This window comes from Amycolatopsis suaedae, assembly GCF_004214935.1.
GTDB classification, from domain to species: domain Bacteria; phylum Actinomycetota; class Actinomycetes; order Mycobacteriales; family Pseudonocardiaceae; genus Amycolatopsis; species Amycolatopsis suaedae.
Genome location: NZ_SFCC01000014.1, coordinates 140,240 through 163,294 on the forward strand (window position 1 = coordinate 140,240; position 23,055 = coordinate 163,294).

The 23,055-nt window shown below is 69.5% G+C and carries 9 protein-coding genes and 1 pseudogene; 7 read left to right on the forward strand and 3 right to left on the reverse strand.

Features of this window, described 5'->3' with window-relative positions:
* Positions 1–4: 4 nt before the first annotated feature.
* The 4 genes from araA to mmsB are packed head-to-tail and all read left to right on the forward strand — an operon-like array spanning position 5 to position 5,404.
* The gene (araA, locus tag EWH70_RS26355) at positions 5–1,507 is read left to right on the forward strand and encodes an L-arabinose isomerase (RefSeq protein WP_130478215.1); all 1,503 of its coding nucleotides are present in this window, start codon (positions 5–7) and stop codon (positions 1,505–1,507) included.
* A gap of 26 nt (positions 1,508–1,533) precedes the next feature.
* The gene (gene chvE, locus EWH70_RS26360) at positions 1,534–2,625 is read left to right on the forward strand and encodes a multiple monosaccharide ABC transporter substrate-binding protein (protein WP_130478216.1); all 1,092 of its coding nucleotides are present in this window, start codon (positions 1,534–1,536) and stop codon (positions 2,623–2,625) included.
* On the forward strand, positions 2,622–4,163 hold the full coding sequence (mmsA, locus tag EWH70_RS26365; RefSeq protein WP_130478217.1) for a multiple monosaccharide ABC transporter ATP-binding protein: 1,542 nt from the start codon (positions 2,622–2,624) through the stop codon (positions 4,161–4,163). Before chvE ends, mmsA begins: the two co-directional genes overlap by 4 nt.
* Positions 4,160–5,404: a multiple monosaccharide ABC transporter permease gene (gene mmsB, locus EWH70_RS26370; protein ID WP_130478218.1), complete on the forward strand. Its 1,245-nt coding sequence runs from the start codon at positions 4,160–4,162 to the stop codon at positions 5,402–5,404. The genes mmsA and mmsB overlap by 4 nt, the downstream gene beginning before the upstream one ends.
* 1,274 nt (positions 5,405–6,678) lie before the next feature.
* Here the strand turns inward: mmsB and EWH70_RS26375 are convergent.
* The 3 genes and pseudogenes from EWH70_RS26375 to EWH70_RS26385 form a co-directional block, all read right to left on the reverse strand.
* Positions 6,679–7,017, reverse strand: coding sequence for a hypothetical protein (locus EWH70_RS26375; RefSeq protein ID WP_130478219.1), 339 nt, complete (start codon positions 7,015–7,017; stop codon positions 6,679–6,681).
* Between the two features lie 179 nt (positions 7,018–7,196).
* Positions 7,197–7,316 (reverse strand): annotated as a pseudogene (locus EWH70_RS36315) (transposase); the annotation flags it as partial.
* Between the two features lie 284 nt (positions 7,317–7,600).
* Entirely contained in the window at positions 7,601–7,891 is a 291-nt protein-coding gene (locus EWH70_RS26385; protein ID WP_130478221.1) for an STAS domain-containing protein, read from the reverse strand.
* Between the two features lie 212 nt (positions 7,892–8,103).
* Between EWH70_RS26385 and EWH70_RS26390 the strand changes: the two genes are divergently transcribed.
* From EWH70_RS26390 to EWH70_RS26400, 3 genes are read left to right on the forward strand one after another with little or no spacing between them, the layout of a single operon-like run.
* On the forward strand, positions 8,104–9,702 hold the full coding sequence (locus tag EWH70_RS26390; RefSeq protein WP_240687243.1) for an ArnT family glycosyltransferase: 1,599 nt from the start codon (positions 8,104–8,106) through the stop codon (positions 9,700–9,702).
* 53 nt (positions 9,703–9,755) lie between these two features.
* The gene (locus tag EWH70_RS26395; RefSeq protein ID WP_476692394.1) at positions 9,756–15,239 is read left to right on the forward strand and encodes a type I polyketide synthase; all 5,484 of its coding nucleotides are present in this window, start codon (positions 9,756–9,758) and stop codon (positions 15,237–15,239) included.
* A 35-nt stretch (positions 15,240–15,274) separates the two neighbouring features.
* On the forward strand, positions 15,275–23,032 hold the full coding sequence (locus EWH70_RS26400; protein ID WP_130478223.1) for a type I polyketide synthase: 7,758 nt from the start codon (positions 15,275–15,277) through the stop codon (positions 23,030–23,032).
* Positions 23,033–23,055 lie beyond the last annotated feature (23 nt).

Consider the following 23,055-nt stretch of genomic DNA (forward strand, 5'->3'; position numbering starts at 1 on the left):
GAACATGACGGCAGGTAAACCGCAGGTCTGGTTCCTCACCGGCAGCCAGGCGCTCTACGGCGAGCAGGCGCTGGCCGTGGTCGCCGACCAGTCGGCGCGGATCCGGCGCATGCTCGCCGAGACCGGCCGCGTCCCGGCGGAGATCGTCGAGAAGCCCGTGCTCACCGACGCGCGGGCCATCCGCGCGGTCCTGGCGGCCGCCAACGCCGATCCGGCCTGTGTCGGGGTGATCGCGTGGATGCACACGTTCTCCCCGGCCAAGATGTGGATCGCCGGGCTGGACGCGCTGCGCAAACCGTTGCTGCACCTGCACACCCAGCTCAACGAGGCGCTGCCGTGGCGGACCATCGACATGGACTTCATGAACCTCAACCAGGCCGCGCACGGTGACCGCGAGTTCGGGCACATCCAGACCAGGGTCGGCACGGCCCGCAAGACCGTGGCCGGCCACGTCGCCGACCCGGCCGTCGTCGCCCGTATCGAGGCGTGGGCCCGTGCCGCGATCGGCGCCGATCACCTGCGCACGCTGCGGCTGGCGCGGTTCGGCGACAACATGCGCGACGTCGCGGTGACCGAGGGGGACAAGGTCGAGGCCGAGCTGCGGTTCGGCGTCTCGGTGAACACCTACGGCGTGGGCGACCTGGTCGAACGGGTCGACGGCGCCGCGGGCGAGCGGGTGGACCTGCTCGTCGAGCAGTACGCCGAGGACTACGCGCTGGCGCCCGGGCTGGAACGCGGGGGAGCCAGGCACGAGGCGCTGCGGTACGCGGCGCGGATCGAACTGGGTCTGCGGAGTTTCCTCACCGATGGCGGATTCGGCGCGTTCACCACCAACTTCGAGGATCTCGGCGGCCTGCGCCAGCTCCCCGGGCTGGCCGTGCAGCGGCTGATGGGCGACGGGTACGGCTTCGGCGGCGAGGGGGACTGGAAGACCTCCGCGCTGCTGGCCGCGGTCAAGGCGATGGGCGCGGGAACCGGCCGGGGCACGTCGTTCATGGAGGACTACACCTACCACTTCGGCCCCGGTGAGCCGAAGATCCTCGGCGCCCACATGCTGGAGGTCTGCCCGAGCATCGCGGCGGCGACGCCGTCGTGCGAGATCCATCCGCTGGCCATCGGCGGCCGGGAGGACCCGGTGCGGCTGGTCTTCGACGCCGCGCCCGGCCCCGGCGTCGTGGTCGGGCTGGCCGATCTCGGTGACCGGTTCCGCCTGGTCGCCAACGAGGTCGAGGTCGTCGCGCCGGACGAGCCGCTGCCGAACCTGCCGGTGGCCAGGGCGGTCTGGAAGCCCGCTCCCACGCTGGCCACCTCGGCGGAGTCGTGGATCACCGCGGGCGCGCCCCACCACACGGTGCTCACCCAGGCCGTGGGGGTCGAGGCCGTCCGGGACCTCGCCCACCTGCTCGGTGTCGAGCTGCTGGTCATCGACGACACGACGACGACGGCCGGGTTCGCCGACCGCATTCGCTGGAACCAGGCCTACTACCGCCTCGCCCGAGGCTTCTGAAAGGCCGATCGAGAAAGGGTGAAACGATGAGGTTTCCCAGAACGGCCGTCGTCGCCGGTGCGGCGATGCTGGTACTCGCGGGCTGCGGGTCGGCGGAGAAGACCGTCGACCAGCAGGCCGGCGCCGCGGGCGCGGGCTCGCTGGTGGGCGTGACCATGCCGACCAGGGCGTCGGAACGCTGGATCCACGACGGCAACAACATCAAGAAGGGGCTGGAGGACCTCGGCTACCAGGTCGACCTGCAGTACGCCGAGAACGACATCCCCACGCAGGCCAACCAGATCGAGAACCAGATCACCAAGGGCGCGAAGCTGCTCGTGGTCGCCCCGATCGACGGAACGGCGCTGACCAGCCAGCTGCAGCAGGCCGAGGACGGCAACATCCCGGTCATCTCCTACGACCGGCTGATCCGCAACAGCCCCAGCGTCGACTACTACGCCACCTTCGACAACTTCAAGGTCGGCGTCGAGCAGGCGAACTCGCTGCTCAAGGGCCTGGGCACCGGGCCGGGGCCGTTCAACATCGAGCTGTTCGGCGGCTCGCCCGACGACAACAACGCGACGTTCTTCTTCAACGGCGCGATGTCGGTGCTCAAACCGCTGATGGACAGCGGGAAGCTGGTCGTGCCCAGCGGGCAGACCGACTTCGCGCCCACCGCCATCCTGCGCTGGGACCCGGCGACCGCGCAGCGGCGCATGGAGGACCTGATCACCAAGACCTACACCGGCGGCAGGAAGGTCAACGGCATCCTCTCGCCCTACGACGGCCTGTCCATCGGCATCCTGTCCGCGCTGAGGAGCAGCGGCTACGGCACCCCGGCCCAGCCGTATCCGATCGTCACCGGCCAGGACGCCGAGGTGGCGTCGGTCAAGTCGATCATCGCGGGGGAGCAGTACTCCACGGTCTTCAAGGACACCCGCCAGCTCGCCGGGGTGACGGTGAAGATGGCCGACGCGGTACTCAAGGGCGGCCAGCCGGAGGTCAACAACACCACCGACTACAACAACGGCAACAAGGTCGTGCCCGCTCATCTGCTGCAGCCGGTGACCGTGGACAGGAACAACTACCAGGCCGCGCTCGTCGACTCCGGCTACTACACGGCGGATCAGCTGAAATGACCGGCACGCTGCTGCGGATGCGGGGGATCACCAAGGGTTTCCCCGGGGTCACCGCACTCGCCGACGTGGACCTCGCCGTGCGGCGCGGTGAGGTCCACGGGATCTGCGGTGAGAACGGCGCGGGCAAGTCGACGCTGATGAAGATCCTGTCCGGGGTGTACCCGCACGGGTCCTACGACGGCGAGATCGAGTTCGACGGCGAACCGTGCGCGTTCGGCTCGATCCGCGACAGCGAGCGCCGCGGGATCGTGATCATCCACCAGGAACTCGCGCTGTGCCCGCAGTTGTCGGTCGCGGAGAACATCTTCCTCGGCAACGAGCGGGCCCGGCGCGGCCTCGTCGACTGGAACCGCACCAACCACGAGGCGGCGGAGCTGCTGCGCCGGGTCGGGTTGCGGGAGTCGCCGGTGACCCCGGTCGCCGACCTCGGCGTCGGCAAGCAGCAGCTCGTCGAGATCGCCAAGGCACTGTCGAAGAAGGTCCGGCTGCTGGTGCTCGACGAGCCGACCGCGGCGCTCAACGACGAGGACTCCGCGCACCTGCTCGACCTGCTGCGCGGCCTGCGCGACGACGGCGTCACCTCGGTGATCATCTCGCACAAGCTCGGCGAGGTCACCGCCATCGCCGACACGGTCACCATCCTGCGCGACGGCCGGACCGTCGGGACGCTGGCCGGCGGCGAGCTCACCGAGCAGCGGATCATCACCGGCATGGTCGGCCGCGACCTCGACCACCGGTTCCCCGAACGGGAACCCGACATCGGCCCGGAGGTACTGCGGATCGAGGACTGGACCGTGCACAGCCCCACCCAGCCCGGCCGGGTGGTGGTCGACAACGTCAGCATGACCCTGCGGCGCGGCGAGATCGTCGGGCTCGCCGGGCTGATGGGAGCGGGCCGCACCGAACTCGCGATGAGCGTGTTCGGCCGCTCCTACGGCACCGGCATCTCCGGGCGGCTGGTCAAGGACGGCAGGGAGATCACCGTCCGCTCGGTCGGCGACGCCATCCGGCACGGGATCGCCTACGCCACCGAGGACCGCAAACGGTACGGGCTCAACCTCATCGACGACATCGCCCGCAACGTCTCGCTGGCCAATCTGTCCACAGTGGCCAGACGGGGCTGGGTGAACAGGTACGAGGAACACCGGGTGGCCGAGGGATTCCGGGACTCCCTGCGGATCAAGGCACCCGGGGTGGCCAGCGTGGCCGGGCAGCTGTCCGGCGGCAACCAGCAGAAGGTGGTGCTGGCCAAGTGGATCTTCACCGACCCGGACGTGCTGATCCTCGACGAGCCGACCCGCGGGATCGACGTCGGGGCGAAGTACGAGATCTACACGATCATCAACAAGCTGGCCGCGCAGGGCAAGGCGATCCTGGTGATCTCCTCGGAGCTGCCGGAACTGCTCGGCCTGTGTGACCGGATCTACGCGCTGTCCGCGGGGCGGCTGACCGGCGAGGTCGGCAGGGAGCGGGCGGACCAGGAACTTCTCATGCGGTACATGACCGCACAGGACAACGGAACGGGAGCAGCACGATGACGTCCACGGAGGAGGCGGCCCCGCCCCGCGCCGGCACCGCGTCCGCGGCCAAGCCGGGCCGACGGCTTCCGATCAACCCGCGGCAGAGCGGCATCTTCGTCGCGTTCGCCCTGATCGTGGTGCTGTTCGAGGTGCTGACCGGCGGAGCCCTGCTGGAACCGCAGAACATCTCCAACATCATCGTGCAGAACTCCTACGTGCTGATTCTGGCGGTCGGGATGATGCTGGTCATCATCTCCGGGCACATCGACCTGTCGGCCGGCTCGCTGGTCGCCGTGACCGGCGCGGTCGCCGCCGTGCTGATGGTCGATCTCCAGGTCCCCTGGCCGCTCGCGGTGCTCGCCACGCTGGGTGTCGGCGCCGCGGTCGGTGCCTGGCAGGGATACTGGGTCGCCTACTTCGGGATCCCGGCGTTCATCGTCACGCTCGCCGGGATGCTCGTGTTCCGCGCGCTGTCGCTGACGGTGCTGGGAAACCAGGGCATCGGGCCGTTCCCGGACGCGATCCGGACCCTGTCCAACGGGTTCACCGGCGGCTACCTCGGCAACGTCGGCCTCGGCCCGCTCGGCGGCGCGGACCTGTTCAGCCTGCTCGCCGGTGTCGCCACGGTCGCCGGGATCGCGGTCACCCGGTGGCGGCAGCGCATCGCGCGGCTCGGCTACGGCCAGCAGGTCGACCCGTATCCGCTGTTCCTGCTCAAGATCGCCGCGGCCGGGATCCTGGTGCTGGCGATCGTCGTCCAGCTGGCCCGGTTCCGGAACCTGCCGTGGGTGCTGATCCTGCTCGCGGTCCTGGTGCTGGGTTACTCGCTGGTGGCGGGCAGGTCGGTGTTCGGCCGGCACGTCTACGCCATCGGCGGCAACCTGCAGGCGGCGACGCTGTCCGGCGTCAAGGTCAAGGCGGTCACCTTCTGGGTCTTCGTGAACATGGGCGTGCTCGCCGCACTGGCCGGGGTGATCTTCGCGGGCAGGCTCAACCAGGCCGGCCCGACCGCCGGGATCAACTTCGAACTGGACGCGATCGCGGCCGCGTTCATCGGCGGTGCGGCGGTGCAGGGCGGTGTGGGCCGGATCGTCGGCGCGATCACCGGCGGCCTGATCATGGCCGTCATCAACAACGGCATGTCCCTGATCGGGGCACCCAGCGAGCAGGTCATGCTGGTCAAAGGCCTGGTCCTGCTCGCCGCCGTCGCCTACGACGTCTGGACCAAACGCCGCGCAGGCGTCGCGGCCCGGACGTAGGCCACCGTCACGGCGTGCTCCTTCGTGAGCGCGGGCCGGACGCTGATGTACCGCTACCCGCCGTCCTAGCCGGTCCGCTGAGTGGACCGGACCCTTCGCCGGACCGGGTTCCACGCGGAAACTGTTGGTATGAAACGAAGAATCACCCTGCCGCTCGTCGCACTGCTGTCGGCGACCGGCCCGCCGTGCACGCGAGCCAGGACCGGCCGGTACCGCACCGCACGGCGGACCGTGCAGAGCGGGTGACCGCGCTGTGGGTGGACCCGCTGACCGCCGACGACCTGGTGTACACCAATTCGCCCTGGGACGAAGCCGCCAGGGACATGGGGGTTGCCATTCAGCAGTGAGGCCCTGTCCTCGTGAGTGAGAACAGGGCCGCTGACCTGGGAAAACAGGTGGTGCGCGATACTGGGATCGAACCACTGACCTCTACCGTGTCAACGTAGCCGCTACCCGGTCGCTGACCTGCGAAAACTGGGATCCAGCAGGTCAGGGCGGTACGGTCGAACGACGCTCACTGCCGTTCGCGGCGGTCCAGCGTAGGTCGGTCCTCCCAGATTCCTCCCAGGTCGCGCTCCCAGCGGAAGCGACAGCCGATGGCTGCCCGAACGTCCCCGCACGACCTACCCTGTCGTTGGCGGTCGTGTCCAGAGGGGTAACGCCTCTGCCATTGCCGGACTGGGTCGGATCGGTAGTACTGTACGACGTGGTTCTGCCGCGTGATCTGCCTTCTATAGATAGCATCGTTTTGCCGCAGGTTCTGCCGGTCTTCCACCTGTCTGTTGACAGCAACTTGGTCGGTAACATTGATATGGCCAGGTTTGGACTGTTCGATGGCGAGATTACCGGCAGTTCTCTGCTGGAGGATTATAGTTTTTCTCGCACTGTGACAAGGTTCGAGATGTTCCTCGTCGGCAACTTGTATTCTCGATTGATCAAATGCTTGGCAGTCCATTTCCGGTGTGCTCACTCTGACTTCGGGGGTTGAACATCTTCGATCTTCGAGGGGAGGGATATTAAAGACCTGTTGGTGAACGCCGCAACAAGGTCATCAAGTGTCGTGAAACTCCGTTCAACGATTACGTTCCGGCGCCTCTTGGTGGAGTATTGTTGACCCTGCAGATGATCCGAGTCGATCAGGGTTTGATTGTTATTTGTAACGACACTTGATGTGTGGGCTGGTTGAAGTCATTTACTTAGTCAAACCGGAGGTTTCAATGGTGGCAATTTTGAAGCAGCGGGTAACCGTTTCTCGGCAGCCCGCAGTGGTTATCCTATGGGTTGGGGTTCAGTAGCTTTTGCTGCCATTCTTTCGCCTGCTCGGCATCGGATAGGCTGACCCGCTCTGCTATCTGCTGCCACGATGTTCCCTTGCGCACTTCTTGTGCGACAAGTGCAGCATCCGATTGATTTGCCATGATTCGGCACATTTCGATTAGCCGTTTCCATCGGTCGATCACCTCTGCGGGGAAGTCTGTTGGACGATGTCGCAGGGATAAGGTTGTAAGTGCGACAAGCTGGTTGCCCTCAAACTGTGACACTGCTTCTCGGTCGGCAAAAGTGAGAAGCCACTCGTCAATTATCGGATCCTGGTTTTGCTCGTTTGAGATCATGTGCCAATTGTTCGCGGCCACGTTGGTGCTGTCAATCGGAACGTGCTGGCCGTGGATGTTGTTCCTAAGAGAGGGTGGTTGACGTTCCGTGCTGTGTTGAAATGGCGACGCTGGCTCATAGGTCCGTATCTTCGTACGATCACAGGTCGATGCCCTCGTGTCGAGGTGCTGCCGTCCGGGCCACCGTCGCGGACCTTGATGTGGATGGTGTCCACATACAGGATCGGGTAGACCTCGTCCACGGGCCGGTTCTGCCAGGTGCGGATCTCATCAGCGACCACGTCGCTGACGTTGGCGATGGCCGGCGACGCACTGGGCTCGCTCTGGACCCGGGCCCGGGCAGCGGCGCGCCGCGTTGTTGCCCGGCCGCCACCGAGGGCCGCCCGGTCGAAGAGCTGGCGACAGTGATCACGTGTGTGCTGATGCCCCCGGCCTCGACGGCTGTACGACCGGCACAGCGGTTCGCCCCGCCACCGGCGGCCAAGCATACCCCGCCACCACTCGCGCGGTCCGACCGTAACCATATTGCCTCTTGCCAGGCGAATCTCCTCGTCGCCGCCGTCCGTCTTGCGGCTCTGATGACTTACAAGGCAGCTCCAAGTGCGTCGGCCACAGTGGCGTATGTCCGGATACCGTCGCGGCCGATTCCCAGGGTTACGAGTGTGAGTGCGAGGTCCGGGCGAATGCCACGCAGGATGCTGGTGGCGCCGAGCAGCCGGGCCGCGTCGCTTACCCGGATGAGGTAGCCGTTGGCCGCGGTGTCCACCCACCGCTGTCCCGTCGGCGTCTTCGTCCGTCTCTTCTTGCCCCGCTGCATGTCGTTGTTCTGTGGCGAGACGATGACCGTGTGGTCGAACTCGTCACAGGAGGGCACGTCCGCGCACCATCAGGCAGTACTGGCCACGCCCTGGCTTTGTCAGGGCTGCTCCCATCCTCTCCGACACCACCCGCCCGGATCAGGCTGCCTTCAGCTACACCGCGCGGCTGCGCCAGGACAGCGGCGAAGGTTTCTCGCCTCCACTCGAACCCACAGCGCCTCACGGCGCGCAAACCGATCACGGGATAGACCCCACCCCGGGTGGCTTGATGACCTGGGACGGCGAAAATCCCGGTGGGTTTCGCCGATGTTTTCTCCTGGGCGGGGCGGCGTTGGGGGTGGATGATGCCCTGTGCCGGGCGGCCGCCTGGCCTGTCGGTTTTGGGGAGGCCCGCATGCGGCTTACCACGGTGCTTGCCAGACCTTTCGTGCGTGGTGGGGTTGTGCCGTGGCCTGTCGCGGTGTTGGCGGGCATGCTGGGATTGCTCCTGCTGTTGACCAGTGGACGTTACGGCTATCACGGGGACGAGCTGTACTTCCTCTCGGCTGGGCGGCATCTGGACTGGTCGTATGTGGACCAGCCGCCGCTCACGCCACTGCTCGCGCGGCTCATGGATACCTTGTTTCCCGGTTCTGTGGTTGCGTTGCGGGTGCCCGCTGTCGCTTGTGCGGTCGCCGGCGTCCTGTTCGCGGCAGTTACGGCCAAGGAACTGGGAGGTTCACTACGTGCCCAGGTACTGACCGCCGCGGCTGTTGCTGGGGCGCCGGGGGTGGCGGCAGGTGGGCATGTGCTTACGACCAGTGTCGTCGACACCTTTCTGTGGATTGTCTGCACCTGGTTGCTGGTTCGGTGGGGCCGACGCCGTGACGACCGTTTGTTGTTGTGGCTCGGGTTGGTGACGGCGGTAGCCTTACAGGTGAAGTACCTGATTGTCTTCTTCTGGGTGGTCGCGGGTGCGGCGATAATCGTCGCCGGGCCCCGGGGGTTGTTGCGCCGCAAGACGTTCTGGTTGGGCGCCTGTATCGCGGCTGTTACGTCGGCGCCTGCGCTGTGGTGGCAGGCGCGGCACGGGTGGCCGCAACTGGAGATGGGTGAGGCGCTGGTGGCGCAGGCCGATCCCGGTGGTGGCGGCGTGGTCGGCTACCTGGTGGAGGTGGTGGTTCCCCTCGGCGTGCTTGGCGTGTTGCTACTGGGTGGCGGGCTGTGTCGCGCTTTTCGATCTCCGGAACTCCGCTTCCTTGGCTGCACGTTCGCAGGGCTTCTACTGGTTTTCTGGTTCACCTTCGGGCATGGCTACTACATGACGGGGATGTACGCCGGGTTGGTGGCGATCGGCGCAGTCGGCTCGGACCACGTTTCCGGTCGCTGGCTGCCGTGGGTCGCGTGGCCCGCCGGCGTGCTGTCGATCGCGATGCTTGTCATGGCACTTCCGATCAGGCCGGTCGAGAGCCTGGCGGGTGAGGACCCTGACCAGAACGCGATGAACTTCGAGAGTGTCGGCTGGCCCCAGCTTGCCGACACCGTGGCCACCGTTCACGGCGCCGACGCCGGCGCGACGATTGTCGCTCACGACTATTGGGTGGCCAGCGCTCTTGCCCGCTATGGGCCCGAACGTGGTTTGCCCACGGCGTACAGCCCGCACCGTGGCTACTGGTACTTCGGCATGCCATCGGAGGATGCGACGACCGTGGTGTACGTGGGCGGTTCAGAGGCCCAGTTGCGCCGGTACTTCACCGATGTCCGCCATGCCGGTGTGGTGGACAACGGGCTCGGGATCGAAAACTCGGCGCAGGGCACGACGATCTGGTTGTGCCGCGGTCCGCGACAGCCGTGGTCCGCGCTGTGGCCGGAACTTCGCTATCTGTAGGCACATCGGTGATTCTGCCGCCGAATCCACATGGACCCGGAACCCCCGGCCCGTTGATCCTACGGGTACCGGGCGGGTCGTTCCGGGCCGAAGGAGGGGCAGCGGTGAGTGAAGAGGACAGGTACCTCGGGTATCTCCGGCGCGCCACCGCCGAATTACAGGACGTACGCGAACAGTTGCGTGCCGTGGAGAACCGGCGTAGGGAGCCGATCGCCATCGTGGGAATGAGCTGCCGGTATCCCGGTGGGCTCGACACACCGGAAGACCTGTGGGCGGCCGTCGCCGACGGGCGTGACCTGATCTCGGAGTTCCCGCGGGACCGGGGCTGGGACGTCGCGGGCGTATACGACCCGGTGCCCGGAACGCCTGGTCGGACCTATTCGCGGCACGGCGGCTTCCTGACGCATGCCGCATCGTTCGACGCGGACCACTTCGGCATCAGCCCGAGGGAGGCCGCGTCGATGGACCCGCAGCACCGGCTGCTGCTGGAGTGCGCGGCGGAGGCGTTCGAGCGCGCCGGGCTGACCGAGGAGTTGTTGCGGGGCAGCAGAACGGGCGTGTTCACCGGGGTCATGAGCAATGACTGGCCCGGCCAGCTCGGCTACCTCGCGTCTGGGCGGGTGGCGTACGCGTTCGGGCTGGAAGGTCCCACACTCACCGTTGACACGGCCTGCTCCTCTTCGCTGGTCGCGTTGCACCTGGCCGTTCAGGCCCTGCGTAACGACGAATGCTCGCTCGCGGTTCTGGGTGGCGCCACGGTGATCGTCCGCCCGGACATGTTCGTCGAGTTCAGCAGGCAGCGCGGGCTGTCGCCCGACGGCCGGTGCAAGTCGTTCGCCGCGGCGGCGGACGGTACCGGGTTCGCCGAGGGCGCCGGTGTGCTGCTTGTCGAGCGGTTGTCCGACGCGGTGCGGAACGGCCGCACCGTGCTGGCGGTCGTGCGGGGGTCCGCGGTCAACTCCGACGGACGGTCCAACGGGCTCACCGCGCCCAACGGCCCATCGCAGCAACGAGTCATTCGGCAGGCGCTGACCAACGCCGGCCTCGAACCGTCGGATGTGGACGTCCTGGAGGCACATGGCACCGGTACCACGCTCGGTGATCCGATCGAGGCGCAGGCGATCATCGCGACCTACGGCGTGGACCGTCCGGCGGACCGGCCGGCGCTGCTCGGCTCGGTCAAATCGAACATCGGGCACACGCAGGCGGCCGCCGGGGTGGCCGGGGTGATGAAGATGGTGCTGGCAATGCGGCACGGGGTCGTCCCACGCACGCTGCATGTCGACGCCCCATCGGACCAGGTGGACTGGTCGGAAGGTGCGGTCCGCCTGCTGACCGAACAGACTTCGTGGCCGGACACCGGAAGGCAACGCCGAGCGGCGGTGTCGTCGTTCGGGCTCAGCGGCACCAACGCACACGTTGTCCTGGAACAGGCGCCCGCCGTGCGAGACGAACCGGCTACTCAGGACACCACGACGTTGCCGCTCATGCTTTCCGCGCGCACGCACGAGGCTGTGCGCGCCTACGCGGGTAATCTCAAGTCCTATATGGACACACATTCCGAGGTGTCCGCCGCCGAGATCGCCGTGGCGCTCTCACGACGCGCCACACTGCCGCACCGTGCCGCGGTGCTGGGCGGCGGGCGCGCCGAACTCACCGCCGGGCTGGCCGCGCTGGCAGCGGGTGAGCGGGTGCCCGGCGTGGTGACAGGGCGGGAGAACCACGGGCACCAGGCGCTGATGTTCACCGGCCAGGGCGCGCAGCGGGCAAGGATGGGCAAGGAGCTGTACACGGCGTTCCCCGTGTTCGCCGAGGCGTTCGACGAGGTGTGCGCGGCGCTCGGCGAGCACGCGGATCGCTCGGTGCGGTCGGTGGCCTTCGCGCGGCAGGAGACGGCGGACGCCCGTCTGCTGGACCGGACCGACTACACCCAGATGGCCACGTTCGCACTCGAGGTCGCGCTGTACCGGCTGGTGACGAGCTGGGGTGTCCGGCCGGACTTCCTCATCGGCCACTCGGTCGGCGAGCTGACCGCCGCGCATGTCGCGGGCGTGCTCTCCCTGCCTGACGCGGCACGGGTCGTGGCGGTTCGCGGCGCACTGATGCGTGACCTGCCCGCCGGTGGTGCGATGGTGGCGGTCGCCGCGCCGGAGGAGTGGACCCGCGAACGGGTCGCCGGACTCGACGTTGACGTCGCGGCGGTCAACGGGCCCGCCGCGGTCGTGTTGTCGGGGGCGGCTGCGCTGGTCGACGAGGCAGCCGCGGCCTGTCGCGCGCACGGTGTGCGCACTCGGCCGCTTCGGGTCTCGCATGCCTTCCACTCCGCGCTCGTCGAGCCGATGCTGCCCGCCTACGCGGAGGTGCTGGGCTCGGTAACCCTTGCCCCACCCCGAATTCCGATTGTATCCACGGTGACCGGCGCTCGACTCGACGAGAAGCAGGCGTGCTCGGTGGACTACTGGCTCGGGCAGGCCCGGCACACCGTTCGGTTCGACGCCGGTGTGCGATGCCTGCGCGAACAGAACGTGAGCCGGTTCCTCGAACTCGGTCCGGACAGTGGGCTGGCGATCGCGGCCCGCGAGGTTATCGCCGGTGAACCGGCGGTGTCGGTTGCGGCGTTGCGCGGGGGACGACCGGAGCTCGAGACCCTCACGGGTGCGCTCGCGGCGTTCCACACGTACGGCGCGACCGTCCACTGGAACACCGTGTTCGCCGGTCGGCAGGGCCGGGCGCCGGGCCTACCCACGACGGCGTTCCAGCGACAGCGGTACTGGCTCGACGGTGTGGCGGCGGCCAACGACGTCGCCGGTCTCGGCCTGGATCCGATGCGGCACCCGTTGTTGCGTGCCGTCACCGAGCTTCCCGGCACCGGCGACCTCGTGCTGACCGGGCGGCTGTCGCTCGACACCCACGGGTGGCTCGCGGATCACCGGGTATGGGACGTCGCGGTGTTGCCTGGTGCGGCAATCGTCGAGGCCGTCGTCGCGGCGGGCGAACGGGCGGGTCGAACTCGCGTGCGCGAGCTGATTCTGCGGTCGCCGCTGGTGCTACCGGAACAGGCCGGGGTGGATCTGTCCGTGGTCGTCGCCCCGCCGGACGCGGACGGCGACCGCGCGGTCGCCGTGCACTCCAGGGCGGCAGGCAGACCGGGGGAGTGGGCGTGTCACGCCACCGGTCTGCTGACCGACGAGGACGTGACCGGTGAGCCGGGGGGTGCGTGGCCACCGCCCGGTGCGGAGCCGGTGGCGATCGACGACGCGTACGAGCGGATGGCCGCCGCCGGGTACGGCTACGGTCCCGCGTTCCGGCGACTCGACCAGGTGTGGCGGCTGGGCGACGACGTCTACGCCGAGGTATCGCTCCCCGACGGGCAGGATGTCGATGCGTTCGTCGTGCACCCGGTGCTGCTGGACGCCGCGCTGCAGGCCGCGGCCGTCGCGAACCAGGCCGACGGTGATGGTGCGGCCAGGTTGCCCTTCTCCTGGGAGGGGGTCTCGGTGCACTCCACCGGCGCACGCGCGCTGAGGGTGCGGATGACGCCGTCCGACGGTGGCACGGTGTCGATAACCGCGTCCGATCCGGCGGGTACACCGGTGCTGACCGTGACCGGCCTGGCCCTGCGGGCCGTGTCTCCGGAGCAGGTCATCGCGCCCGGCGACGACTCCTTGTTCGCGGTCGACTGGGTGGCTCCCGAATTCACACCCCGTGCCGTCGGCGAGGAGCTGCGCGGCCGGTGGGCCGTCGTGGGTGAGGACGCCGTGAACGCGACCGGCGCTCTGCGGTCGGCGTGGGGCGACGGCTACTGGTACTCCGACATCACGGCGCTGCGGGCGGCGGCCCCGACCCTCGCGGCACCGCTGGCGACGGTCGTGGTCTGTTCGCCGCGGGGGAGCGGTGACGTCCCGGAACGGGTGCTGGCCACCGCGGGGGAGACGCTGGAGCTGGTGCGGTCGTGGCTGGCGGACGAGCTGCTCGCCGATGCCCGGCTGGTTGTCGTCACCGAGGGCGCGACGGAAGTGCACGGCCCGGTCACCGACCTGGCGGGCGCCGCGTTGTGGGGCATGCTGCGGTCAGCGCAGACCGAGCACCCCGGGCGGTTCGTCCTCGTCGATGTCGACGGAACCGAGGAGTCCAGCCGTGTGCTTCCCGCGGTGGCCGTCGTCGATGAGCCACAGCTCGCCATCAGGCGCGGTGAGCTGCTCGTGCCGCGGCTGGCTCACGTCCAGAGCCCGGCGCCGGTGCCGATGCGGCTCGACCCGGACGGCACGGTGCTGATCACGGGCGGGACGGGCGCGCTCGGCACAGCCGTGGCCAGGCACCTGGTGGCCGAGTACGGCGCCAGGAGACTGCTGTTGCTCAGCCGGCGCGGTGTGCTGGCCGACGATGTCCGCGCGGAGCTGGCCGCTCACGGTGCGCACGTCGACGTCGTGGCGTGCGACGCGGCCGACCGCGCGGCCCTGGCGGGAGTGCTCACCACGATCCCGGAGGAGCATCCACTGACGGCCGTCGTGCACGCGGCCGGCGTGCTTTCCAACGGCCTTGTCGAGAAGCTGGCCCCCCGTCAGCTCGCCGAGGTGTTCCGGGCGAAGGTCGACGCGGCGTGGCATCTCCACGAGCTGACCCGCGACGTGGCGCCGGATCTGTTCGTCCTGTTCTCGTCGCTGTCCGGCACGATCGGTGCACCCGGGCAAGCCAACTACGCGGCAGCCAACGGATTCCTGGACGGTCTGGCCTGCGCCGCCACGGCCGGCCTGCCGGTCCGATCGATTGCCTGGGGCGCTTGGGAAGGCGAGGGCATGGCCGGGACGGCCGATCACGAGTGGGCGGCGCAGGCCGGGATCGGTGTCCTGTCCGTCAAGGACAGTCTGACCCTGTTCGACCGCGCACTGGCCGCGGACCGGCCCACGGTGGTCGCTGCCCGGCTGGAACTCACCGGGTTGCGCGCCGAGACCGTGCGCCGCGACCAGGTGCCGCTGCTGTTGCGCGGGCTCGTGCGCAAGCCGAGGCCGAGGGTGGCCGCTTCCGATGCGGCGACGGCACTGCGTGGCCGGCTGGCCGAACTGTCCGAGACGGACCGTTCGCGGCACGTGCTGGACATCGTACGCGAGCACCTGGGCGCCATCCTCGGCCACGGCGGGGCGGCGGGTGTCGACCCGGACCGCGGATTCCTCGATCTCGGGCTCGACTCCCTGATGGCCGTGGAACTGCGGAACCGGCTGGACGCGGCCACCGGACTGCGGCTGCCCTCCACGCTGGTCTTCGACCATCCGACACCGCAGGGCGTCGCGAACCACCTGTTGTCGAAGTTGTCGCCGGGGCTGGTCGCCGACCCCGGCGCGACCGAGGACGCCGCGATCCGGCGGGCGCTCGGCGCGGTGCCGATCGACCGGCTTCGCGCGTCCGGGCTGCTGGACGTGGTGCTGGGTCTGGCGGACGACCCGGCAGGCCAGTTGCCCGACGAAGGCGCCGAGCACGACATCAGACAGATGGCGGTCGCGGATCTCGTGCGCCGGGCGCGCGAGATGAGCGCCAGCTGACCGCGCGGCTCGTACCCGAAGGGACGGAACACGACATGCAGCACGACTCCGGCACACCCCCGTGTGGTCTGTCCGCCACGGGCGAGCGCGCGTTGCGCGCCAGGGCGGGTCGCCTGCTCGGCCGGCTCACCACCGAGCGGGACTGGCGTCCCGTGGACATCGGCTGGTCGCTGGCCGCCGCCGGATCCGTCGGTGCCACGCGGGCCGCTCTCACCGCGGAAGGCCAGGACGGCTTTCTCGCCGGACTGCGGGCGCTGGCCGCTGGTGAGGACACCTCCTCGCTGGTGACCGGTGACGTGCACGACGGCCGGGTGGCCTTCGTGTTCCCCGGCAACGGTTCGCAGTGGCAAGGCATGGCGGTCGAGCTGCTCGGCTCGTCGCCGGTGTTCCTGACGCGGATGACCGAGTGCGCGGAAGCGTTCCGCCCGTACCTGCCGTGGCCGCTGCTCGACGTGTTGCGTGGTGCGCCGGGCCTGCCGCTGCTCGACCGTACCGACGTGGTGCAGCCGGCGCTGTTCTCGACGATGGTGTCGCTCACGGCCCTGTGGAGTGCCCACGGCGTCACACCCGCCGCGGTCCTCGGGCACAGCCTCGGGGAGATCGCCGCTGCCGTCGTCGCCGGCGCACTGTCACTCGAGGACGGTGCGCGGGTGGTCGCGACGTGGAGCCAGGCCATGCACACCATGGCCGACCGGGCAGAGATGGTGTCGATTCTCGCGTCGCGGGAGGAGGTCGCGGAGTGGCTCACGCCGTACGGTGACCAGCTGGAGATCGCGGTGGTGAACGGACCCCGCTCCGTGGTGATCTCCGGCGAACCCGGTGCCGCGCGGCGACTTCTCGGCGAACTGACCGCGGCCGGTGTGCGTGCGAGGTCGAGTGCGAACGTGCCTGCCCACTGCGCGGGCATCGACCGTATCATGCCAAGGCTGCGGCACGCGCTCGACGACCTGAGGCCCCAGCGGCCACGACTTGCTTTCTACTCCTCGGTTCTTGGTGGGCTTCTGCCCGCCGACGTGCCGCTGAACGGCGACTACTGGTGCCGGAACCTGCGTCAGGAAGTCCACTTCGGACGGGCTACCGCGGCCACCATCGTGGACGGGCACGATGTCCTGCTGGAGGTCAGCGTGCACCCCGTGCTGACCGCGGCCATCCAGCAGACAGCGGACGCGGCGGGTGCCGACACCACTGTCCTTGGCTCGCTGCGCCGCGACGACGCGGGCACGGGGCGGGTCATGCGTACGCTGGGTGAGCTGTACGTCGCAGGCGCCGACCTGAACTGGGACACCGTCTACGCGGGTCATGAGCCTCGGCTCGTGCCCCTGCCCGACGGTGACGACGACGATGGCATCGGTGTCACCACGGAGCCGTCTGCCCGGGAGCGGCTGGCCCGGCTGCCCGAGGCAGACTTGCGGGCCGCGGTGCTGGACCTCGTCCGCCGCGAGGTGGCCGCTCGGCTCGGATTGGCGGACCCGGTGCCGGCCGAGGCCCGCTTCGCCGACCTCGGTTTCGATTCGGCGGCGGCACTGGAGGTCGGTGCACGCGTCGGCAGGCTGACAGGCGTGCGGCTGCCCGTGACAAGCCTCTTCGACCACCCGACACCGAGCGAGCTGGCGGAGTTCGTCTGTCTGATGGTGGCCGACGCTGGCCGGGCGCCGGTCGCCGAGGTCACGGTGCTGGACGGCACGGTGGAAGACCCGCGGGAAGACCCAGTGGTCATCGTGGGCATCGGCTGCCGCTACCCCGGTGACGTGCGTGGCCCGGACAACCTGTGGCGCCTCGTCGCCGACGGGGTGGACGCCGTCGGGGACCTTCCTGTCAACCGGGGCTGGGACATCGCGGATGCCTTCGACGACGTCAGCAGGAGGCCCGGCACGTTCTACCAACGGGAGGGCGGGTTCCTGCACGACGCGGACCTGTTCGACGCCGGCTTCTTCGGCATCAGCCCGCGAGAAGCGCTCGCGATGGAGCCCCAGCAGCGGCTGCTCCTGGAGACGTCGTGGGAGGCGTTCGAACACGCGGGCATCGTCCCGAACACGCTGCGTGGCAGCAGGACCGGCGTGTTCGTTGGTGCCATGACCGTGGACTACGCCGTCGGTGCGGCACGCAGGCCGGAGCTGGAAGGTTACGTGCTGACCGGAAGCACCGGCAGCGTGCTGTCCGGCCGGCTGTCCTATCACTACGGCTTCGCTGGGCCATCGGTCACGGTCGACACCGCGTGCTCCTCGTCGCTGGTGGCACTGCATCTCGCGGTACGGGCCGTGCGACGCGGTGAGTGCGACCTGGCTGTCGCGGCCGGTGCCGGGGTGTCGCCGACGCTCGGTGTCTTCGTGGAGTTCTCCCGGCTCGGCAGCCTGGCACCGGACGGCCGGTGCAAGGCGTTCTCCTCGGAGGCGGACGGCTTCGGCATCGCCGAGGGCGTCGGCGTACTGGTCATCGAGCGTCTTTCCGCCGCTCGACGGCAGGGGCACGAGGTGCTGGCCATCGTCCGTGGCACCGCGATCAACTCCGACGGTGCGTCCAACGGCCTCACCGCACCCAGCGGTCCCGCTCAGCAGCGAGTGATCCGGTCCGCGCTCGTGGACTCCGGGTTCGAACCGTCTGATGTGGACGTGGTGGAGGCACACGGCACCGGAACGCGGCTCGGCGACCCGATCGAGGCCCAGGCGATCATCGCGACGTACGGGCAGGACCGGGAACGGCCGTTGTGGCTGGGGTCGGTGAAGTCGAACCTCGGGCACACGCAGGCGGCGGCGGGCATCACCGGTGTCATCAAGATGGTCGAGGCGATTCGTCACGGTGTGCTGCCGAAGACGTTGCACGCCGGTGAGCCGACCGAGCACGTGGACTGGTCGGCGGGCTCTGTGTCGCTGCTGACCGAGCGGATGGAGTGGCCCGCGACCGGCCGGCCGCGGCGGGCCGGCGTGTCGTCGTTCGGGATCAGTGGCACCAACGCGCACGTGGTGCTCGAACAGGCGCCGGAGGCACCGGTCGCCGAAGTGGCAGGGGGCGTGCCACTGGTCCTGTCCGCCCGCGACGATGCCGTGTTACGCACCCAAGCGGCGAATCTGGCGACCTTCCTCACCGAGCGGCCGGATGTTCCGCTTGGTGACGTCGCGGCGGAACTGGCCGTTACGCGAGAGGCGATGGTCGAGCGGGCGGCCGTGGTCGAGACCGGACGCGACGGTGCCGTGTGCGCGTTGCGAGCCATCGCGGCGGGTGAACCACACCCCGGTGTCGTGCCGGGGACGGCCTCCGGCGGTGGCGCTGTCTTCGTGTTTCCCGGCCAGGGAACGCAATGGGACGGTATGGGCGCGGAACTCCTGCGTTCGTCGCCGGTGTTCGCGGCGGCGGTCGCCGAGTGCGACGAGGCACTCGCTCCGTGGACGGGCTTCTCCGTGACCGATGTGCTGACCGGCGTACCGGGTGCACCCGACCTGGAGCGCGTCGACGTGGTGCAGCCAACCCTGTGGGCGATGATGGTGTCCCTCGCCCAGGTGTGGCGGCATCACGGGGTGGACCCCGTGGCGGTGGTGGGGCACTCACAGGGTGAGATCGCCGCGGCCTGTGTCGCCGGTGCGCTGTCTCTTTCGGACGGTGCGAAGGTGATCGCCCTACGCAGCCGGCTACTGCGGTCGGTGGCTGGATCCGGTGGTATGGCCTTGGTCGCCGCCAGTGCGGAGATTGTCGCGGAACGGTTGCCGGAGTCGGTCTCGGTGGCGGCCCTCAACGGTCCGCTGTCGACGGTCGTGTCCGGAGACGCTCCGGCGATCAAGGAGTTCGTCGGCAAGTGCGTCTCCGACGGGCTGCGGGCACGGACTATTCCCGTCAACTACGCGTCGCACTCCGAACAGGTGGCGCGGATACGTGACGAACTGGTGGCGGAGCTGGCCGGTATCGAACCGCGGGCCGCCACCGTGCCGTTCTACTCGACCGTCACCGCCGACCGGATCGACACCACCGAACTCGATGCCCCGTACTGGTACCGGAACCTGCGTGAGCCGGTGCGCTTCGCCGACGTGACCCGGCGCCTGCTGGCACAGGGGCACCGGAAGTTCGTCGAGTGCGGCACCCACCCGGTCCTGGCCGTGCCGGTTCAGGAGAGTGCCGAACAGGTGGGAGTCGGCGCGGTGGTCGTGCCGACCTTGCGCCGGGACCACGGCGAGATTACCGGCGCACTCGCTCAGGCGTGGGTTCACGGTGTTCCCGTCGACTGGCGGTGCGACCGACCCACACACCGCGTGGGGCTGCCCACGTACCCGTTCCAGCGGACCCGTTTCTGGGTCGAGCCCGCCGCCGGAACCGGTGACGTGACCGCATTGGGGCTCACCGCGACCCGGCACCCACTGCTCGGAGCCGCGACCGAGCTGGCCGACGGCGGTGTGCTGTTGTCCGGCCGGTTGTCGGTCCGGGATCAGCCGTGGCTTGCCGACCATGTTGCGGCCGGCACGGTTCTCTTTCCCGGTACGGGCTTTGTCGAACTCGCCGCGCGAGCGGGCCGCGAGGTCGGTTGCCCGCTGGTCGAGGAGCTGACGCTGGAGTCGCCGCTCGTGATCGACGGCGAGGTGCGGTTGCAGGTCCGGGTCGATGAAGAGCACACCGTCGCGGTGTACGCGGTGGGTGCGGACGGCAAGTGGCAGCGGCACGCCACGGGGACGCTCGGGTCCGTCTCGCGGCAACCTGATCAGCTCGCCGCATGGCCGCCGGAGGGGGCTACCCGGGTGCCGGTGGACGAGCTGTACGACTCGCTCGCGGCACGCGGTCATGACTACGGGCCGGCCTTCCGTGGTCTGCGGGCGGCCTGGCGGCGTGGTGACGCAGTGTTCGTGGAGGCGGCGTTACCCGAGCGGGCAGACGGCTTCCTCGTGCATCCGGCGCTGGCGGACGCCGTGCTGCATGGCCTGTTCGCCGGTGACTTCTTCGACGGTGACGGGACGTGGCTGCCGTTCTCGTGGCGCGGGGTCACCGTCGCCGCTTCGGAGGCAACACAGGTGCGGGCCCGCCTCGCACCGGACGGCTCCGGCGGCGTGCGGGTGACCGTGGTGGACACCGCCGCGAATCCGGTCCTGTCCGTCGACTCGGTCGTCGCACGCCCGCTGCCCGCCATGAGACCGCACCCCGACGCGCTGTACACGGTGGACTGGGCGCCGATCGTGCCTCGACCCGCCGCGGATCTCACCTGGACGGTTCTGGGACCGGATCCGTTCGGCCTGGCCACAGCTCTCGGCATCACCGGCGAACTCACGTCCTCACCGGATGTCGTGCTGCTGCCATGGGCCGGGGCGGCCACCACCGACGAGATCGGCGCGGACCTGCTGGCACTGTTGGACCAGGCACGGTCCTGGCTCGGCGCCGGTCATCCCGCGCACACCCGGCTCGTCGTGCTCACCCGTGGCGCCGTGGCGGTGGACGGGGATCTACCGTCCCTTACCGTCGCGCCGGACTGGGGCTTCCTGCGTGCCGCTCGCGAGGAGCACCCCGGCCGGTTCGTGTTGGGTGACCTGGGCGGCGACGTCGACGCCACCGCGTTGCGTGCCGCGGTCGCGTCGGGCGAGCCGGAGTTCGCCATCCGGGCCGGTGCGATCCACGTGCCCCGGCTGACCCGGCTCGCCGGAGTCGCCGCCGAGGATGCCGCGATCGTCCCGCCGGACGGCGACCTGCCGTGGCGGCTCGAAGTCACCGGCGCCGGCGGCACATTGGCGGACCTCGTCGCGGTCCCGTGCCAGGAGGTGACTCGCGAGCTGGCACCGGGCGAGGTCCGGGTCGAGCTCCGCGCCGCTGGGGTGAACTTCCGGGATGTGGCGATCGGGTTGAACATGGTGCCCGACCAGACCGGGATCGGCTCCGAGGGTGCGGGGGTCGTCGTCGACGTCGGGTCCGAGGTCACCGATCTGACCCCCGGCGATCGGGTGATGGGGCTGATCGACGGCTCGTTCGGGCCGCTGGCGATCGTCGACCGGAGATGCGTGGTCCGGATGCCGCCCGGCTGGTCGTTCGCCCGCGGTGCGTCGGTGCCCGGTGCTTACCTGACGGCGCTGTACGCGTTGCGGGACGTGGCCGGGTTGTCCGCGGGCGAGACCGTGCTGGTGCACGCCGCCGCGGGTGGGGTCGGCATGGCCGCCGTGCGGTTGGCTCGGGCACTCGGTGCACGCGTGCTGGCGACGGCCAGTGAGGCCAAGTGGGACGCGGTGGAAGTCGAGCCCGAGTGCCTCAGCTCGTCCCGATCGGGTGTGTTCGAGGCCAAGTTCCGCGATCGGACCGTCGACGTGGTGCTCAATTCGCTGACGGGCGAGCTGGTGGACGCATCGCTGCGACTACTCCGGCCAGGGGGCCGGTTCGTCGAGCTTGGCAAGACCGATGTGCGTGACCCCGTGCGGATGGCGGATATCCACCGCGGAGTCCGCTACGACGTGGTCGACCTGAGCCGTGCCGAGCCGGATCTCGTGCGGCGATTGCTGGTCGAGCTGGTGGATATGTTCGAACGCGGGGTGCTGGCTCCGCTGCCCGTCCGGTGCTGGGACGTGCGCAGGGCGCGGGAGGCGTTCCGGTTCATGAGCCGGGCCCGGCACGTCGGCAAGATCGTGCTCACCGTCCCCCGTGCGTGGGACCCGGCGGGCACCGTGTTGATCACGGGTGCCACCGGTGTCGTCGGCAGCGCGGTGGCGCGGCACCTGGTGGTCGCCAGGGGTGCCCGGCACGTGGTGCTCACGGGCAGGCGGGGCGCGGCCGCGCCCGGCATGGCCGATCTGGTCGCCGAGCTGACCGGGCACGGCGCCACCGTAGCCGTCGAGGCCTGCGATGTGGCCGAGCGGGACGAGGTGGCGGCGGTGCTGGCGGGGATCCCGGCGGCACACCCGCTCACGGCCGTCGTTCACGCGGCTGGCGTGCTCTCCGACGCGGTTCTGGACACCATGACCGGCGAGCAGATCACCGAGGTGCTACGTCCCAAGGTGTCCGGCGCCCTGGTGTTGCATGAGCTCACCGCGGACCTGGACCTCGCCGGGTTCGTGCTGTTCTCCTCGGTCGCCGGGGTGACCGGCAGCGCGGGCCAGGCCAACTACGCGGCGGCGAGCACGTTCCTCGACGCACTCGCCCACCACCGGCAGGCGGCGGGTGCGGTGGCGACCTCGGTGGCGTGGGGCCTGTGGGCGGAACGCAGTGACATGACCGCGGGCGCCGACCTGACCCGGCTCGCCCGCGGCGGCGTTCTGCCGATGCCGACCGACCTCGCGTTGCGGCTGTTCGACACGGTGTCGTCCGCCTGCGGACCGCACATCGTCGCCACCCGCGTCGACATGAACGGACTACGCGCGCAGGCGGAGAGCGGCACGTTGTCCCCGTTGTGGCGGGCACTGGTCCGCGTCCCGGCACCGCAGGCGGCGGCTGAACCCGGTGAGCGACTGGCCGACCGGCTCGCCGTACTCCCCGTCGCCGAGCGGCGCAGGATGATGCTCGATACGGTCCGGTCCCACACCGCCACCGTGCTCGGGCACACGTCGGCGGCCGCGGTCCACGCGGAGCGCGGGTTCACCGACCTCGGATTCGACTCGCTGACGGCTGTGGAGCTGCGCAACCGGCTTAACACGGCGACCGGGCTGCGGCTGCCGTCCACGCTCGTCTTCGACTTCCCGAACCCGCTCGCGCTCGCCAGGCACGTGCTGGCAGAGTTGACCGGCGGCACCGAAGAAGCGTCCGAAGTGGACGGCCGGTCGCCGGATGACCTCGCGGACCTTGGCGCCATCGACACGATGAGCGTCACGGACCTCCTCAAACTGGCGTCCGACTCGGCGCCGTGACCAGTCACGAGGATCGGAACGTT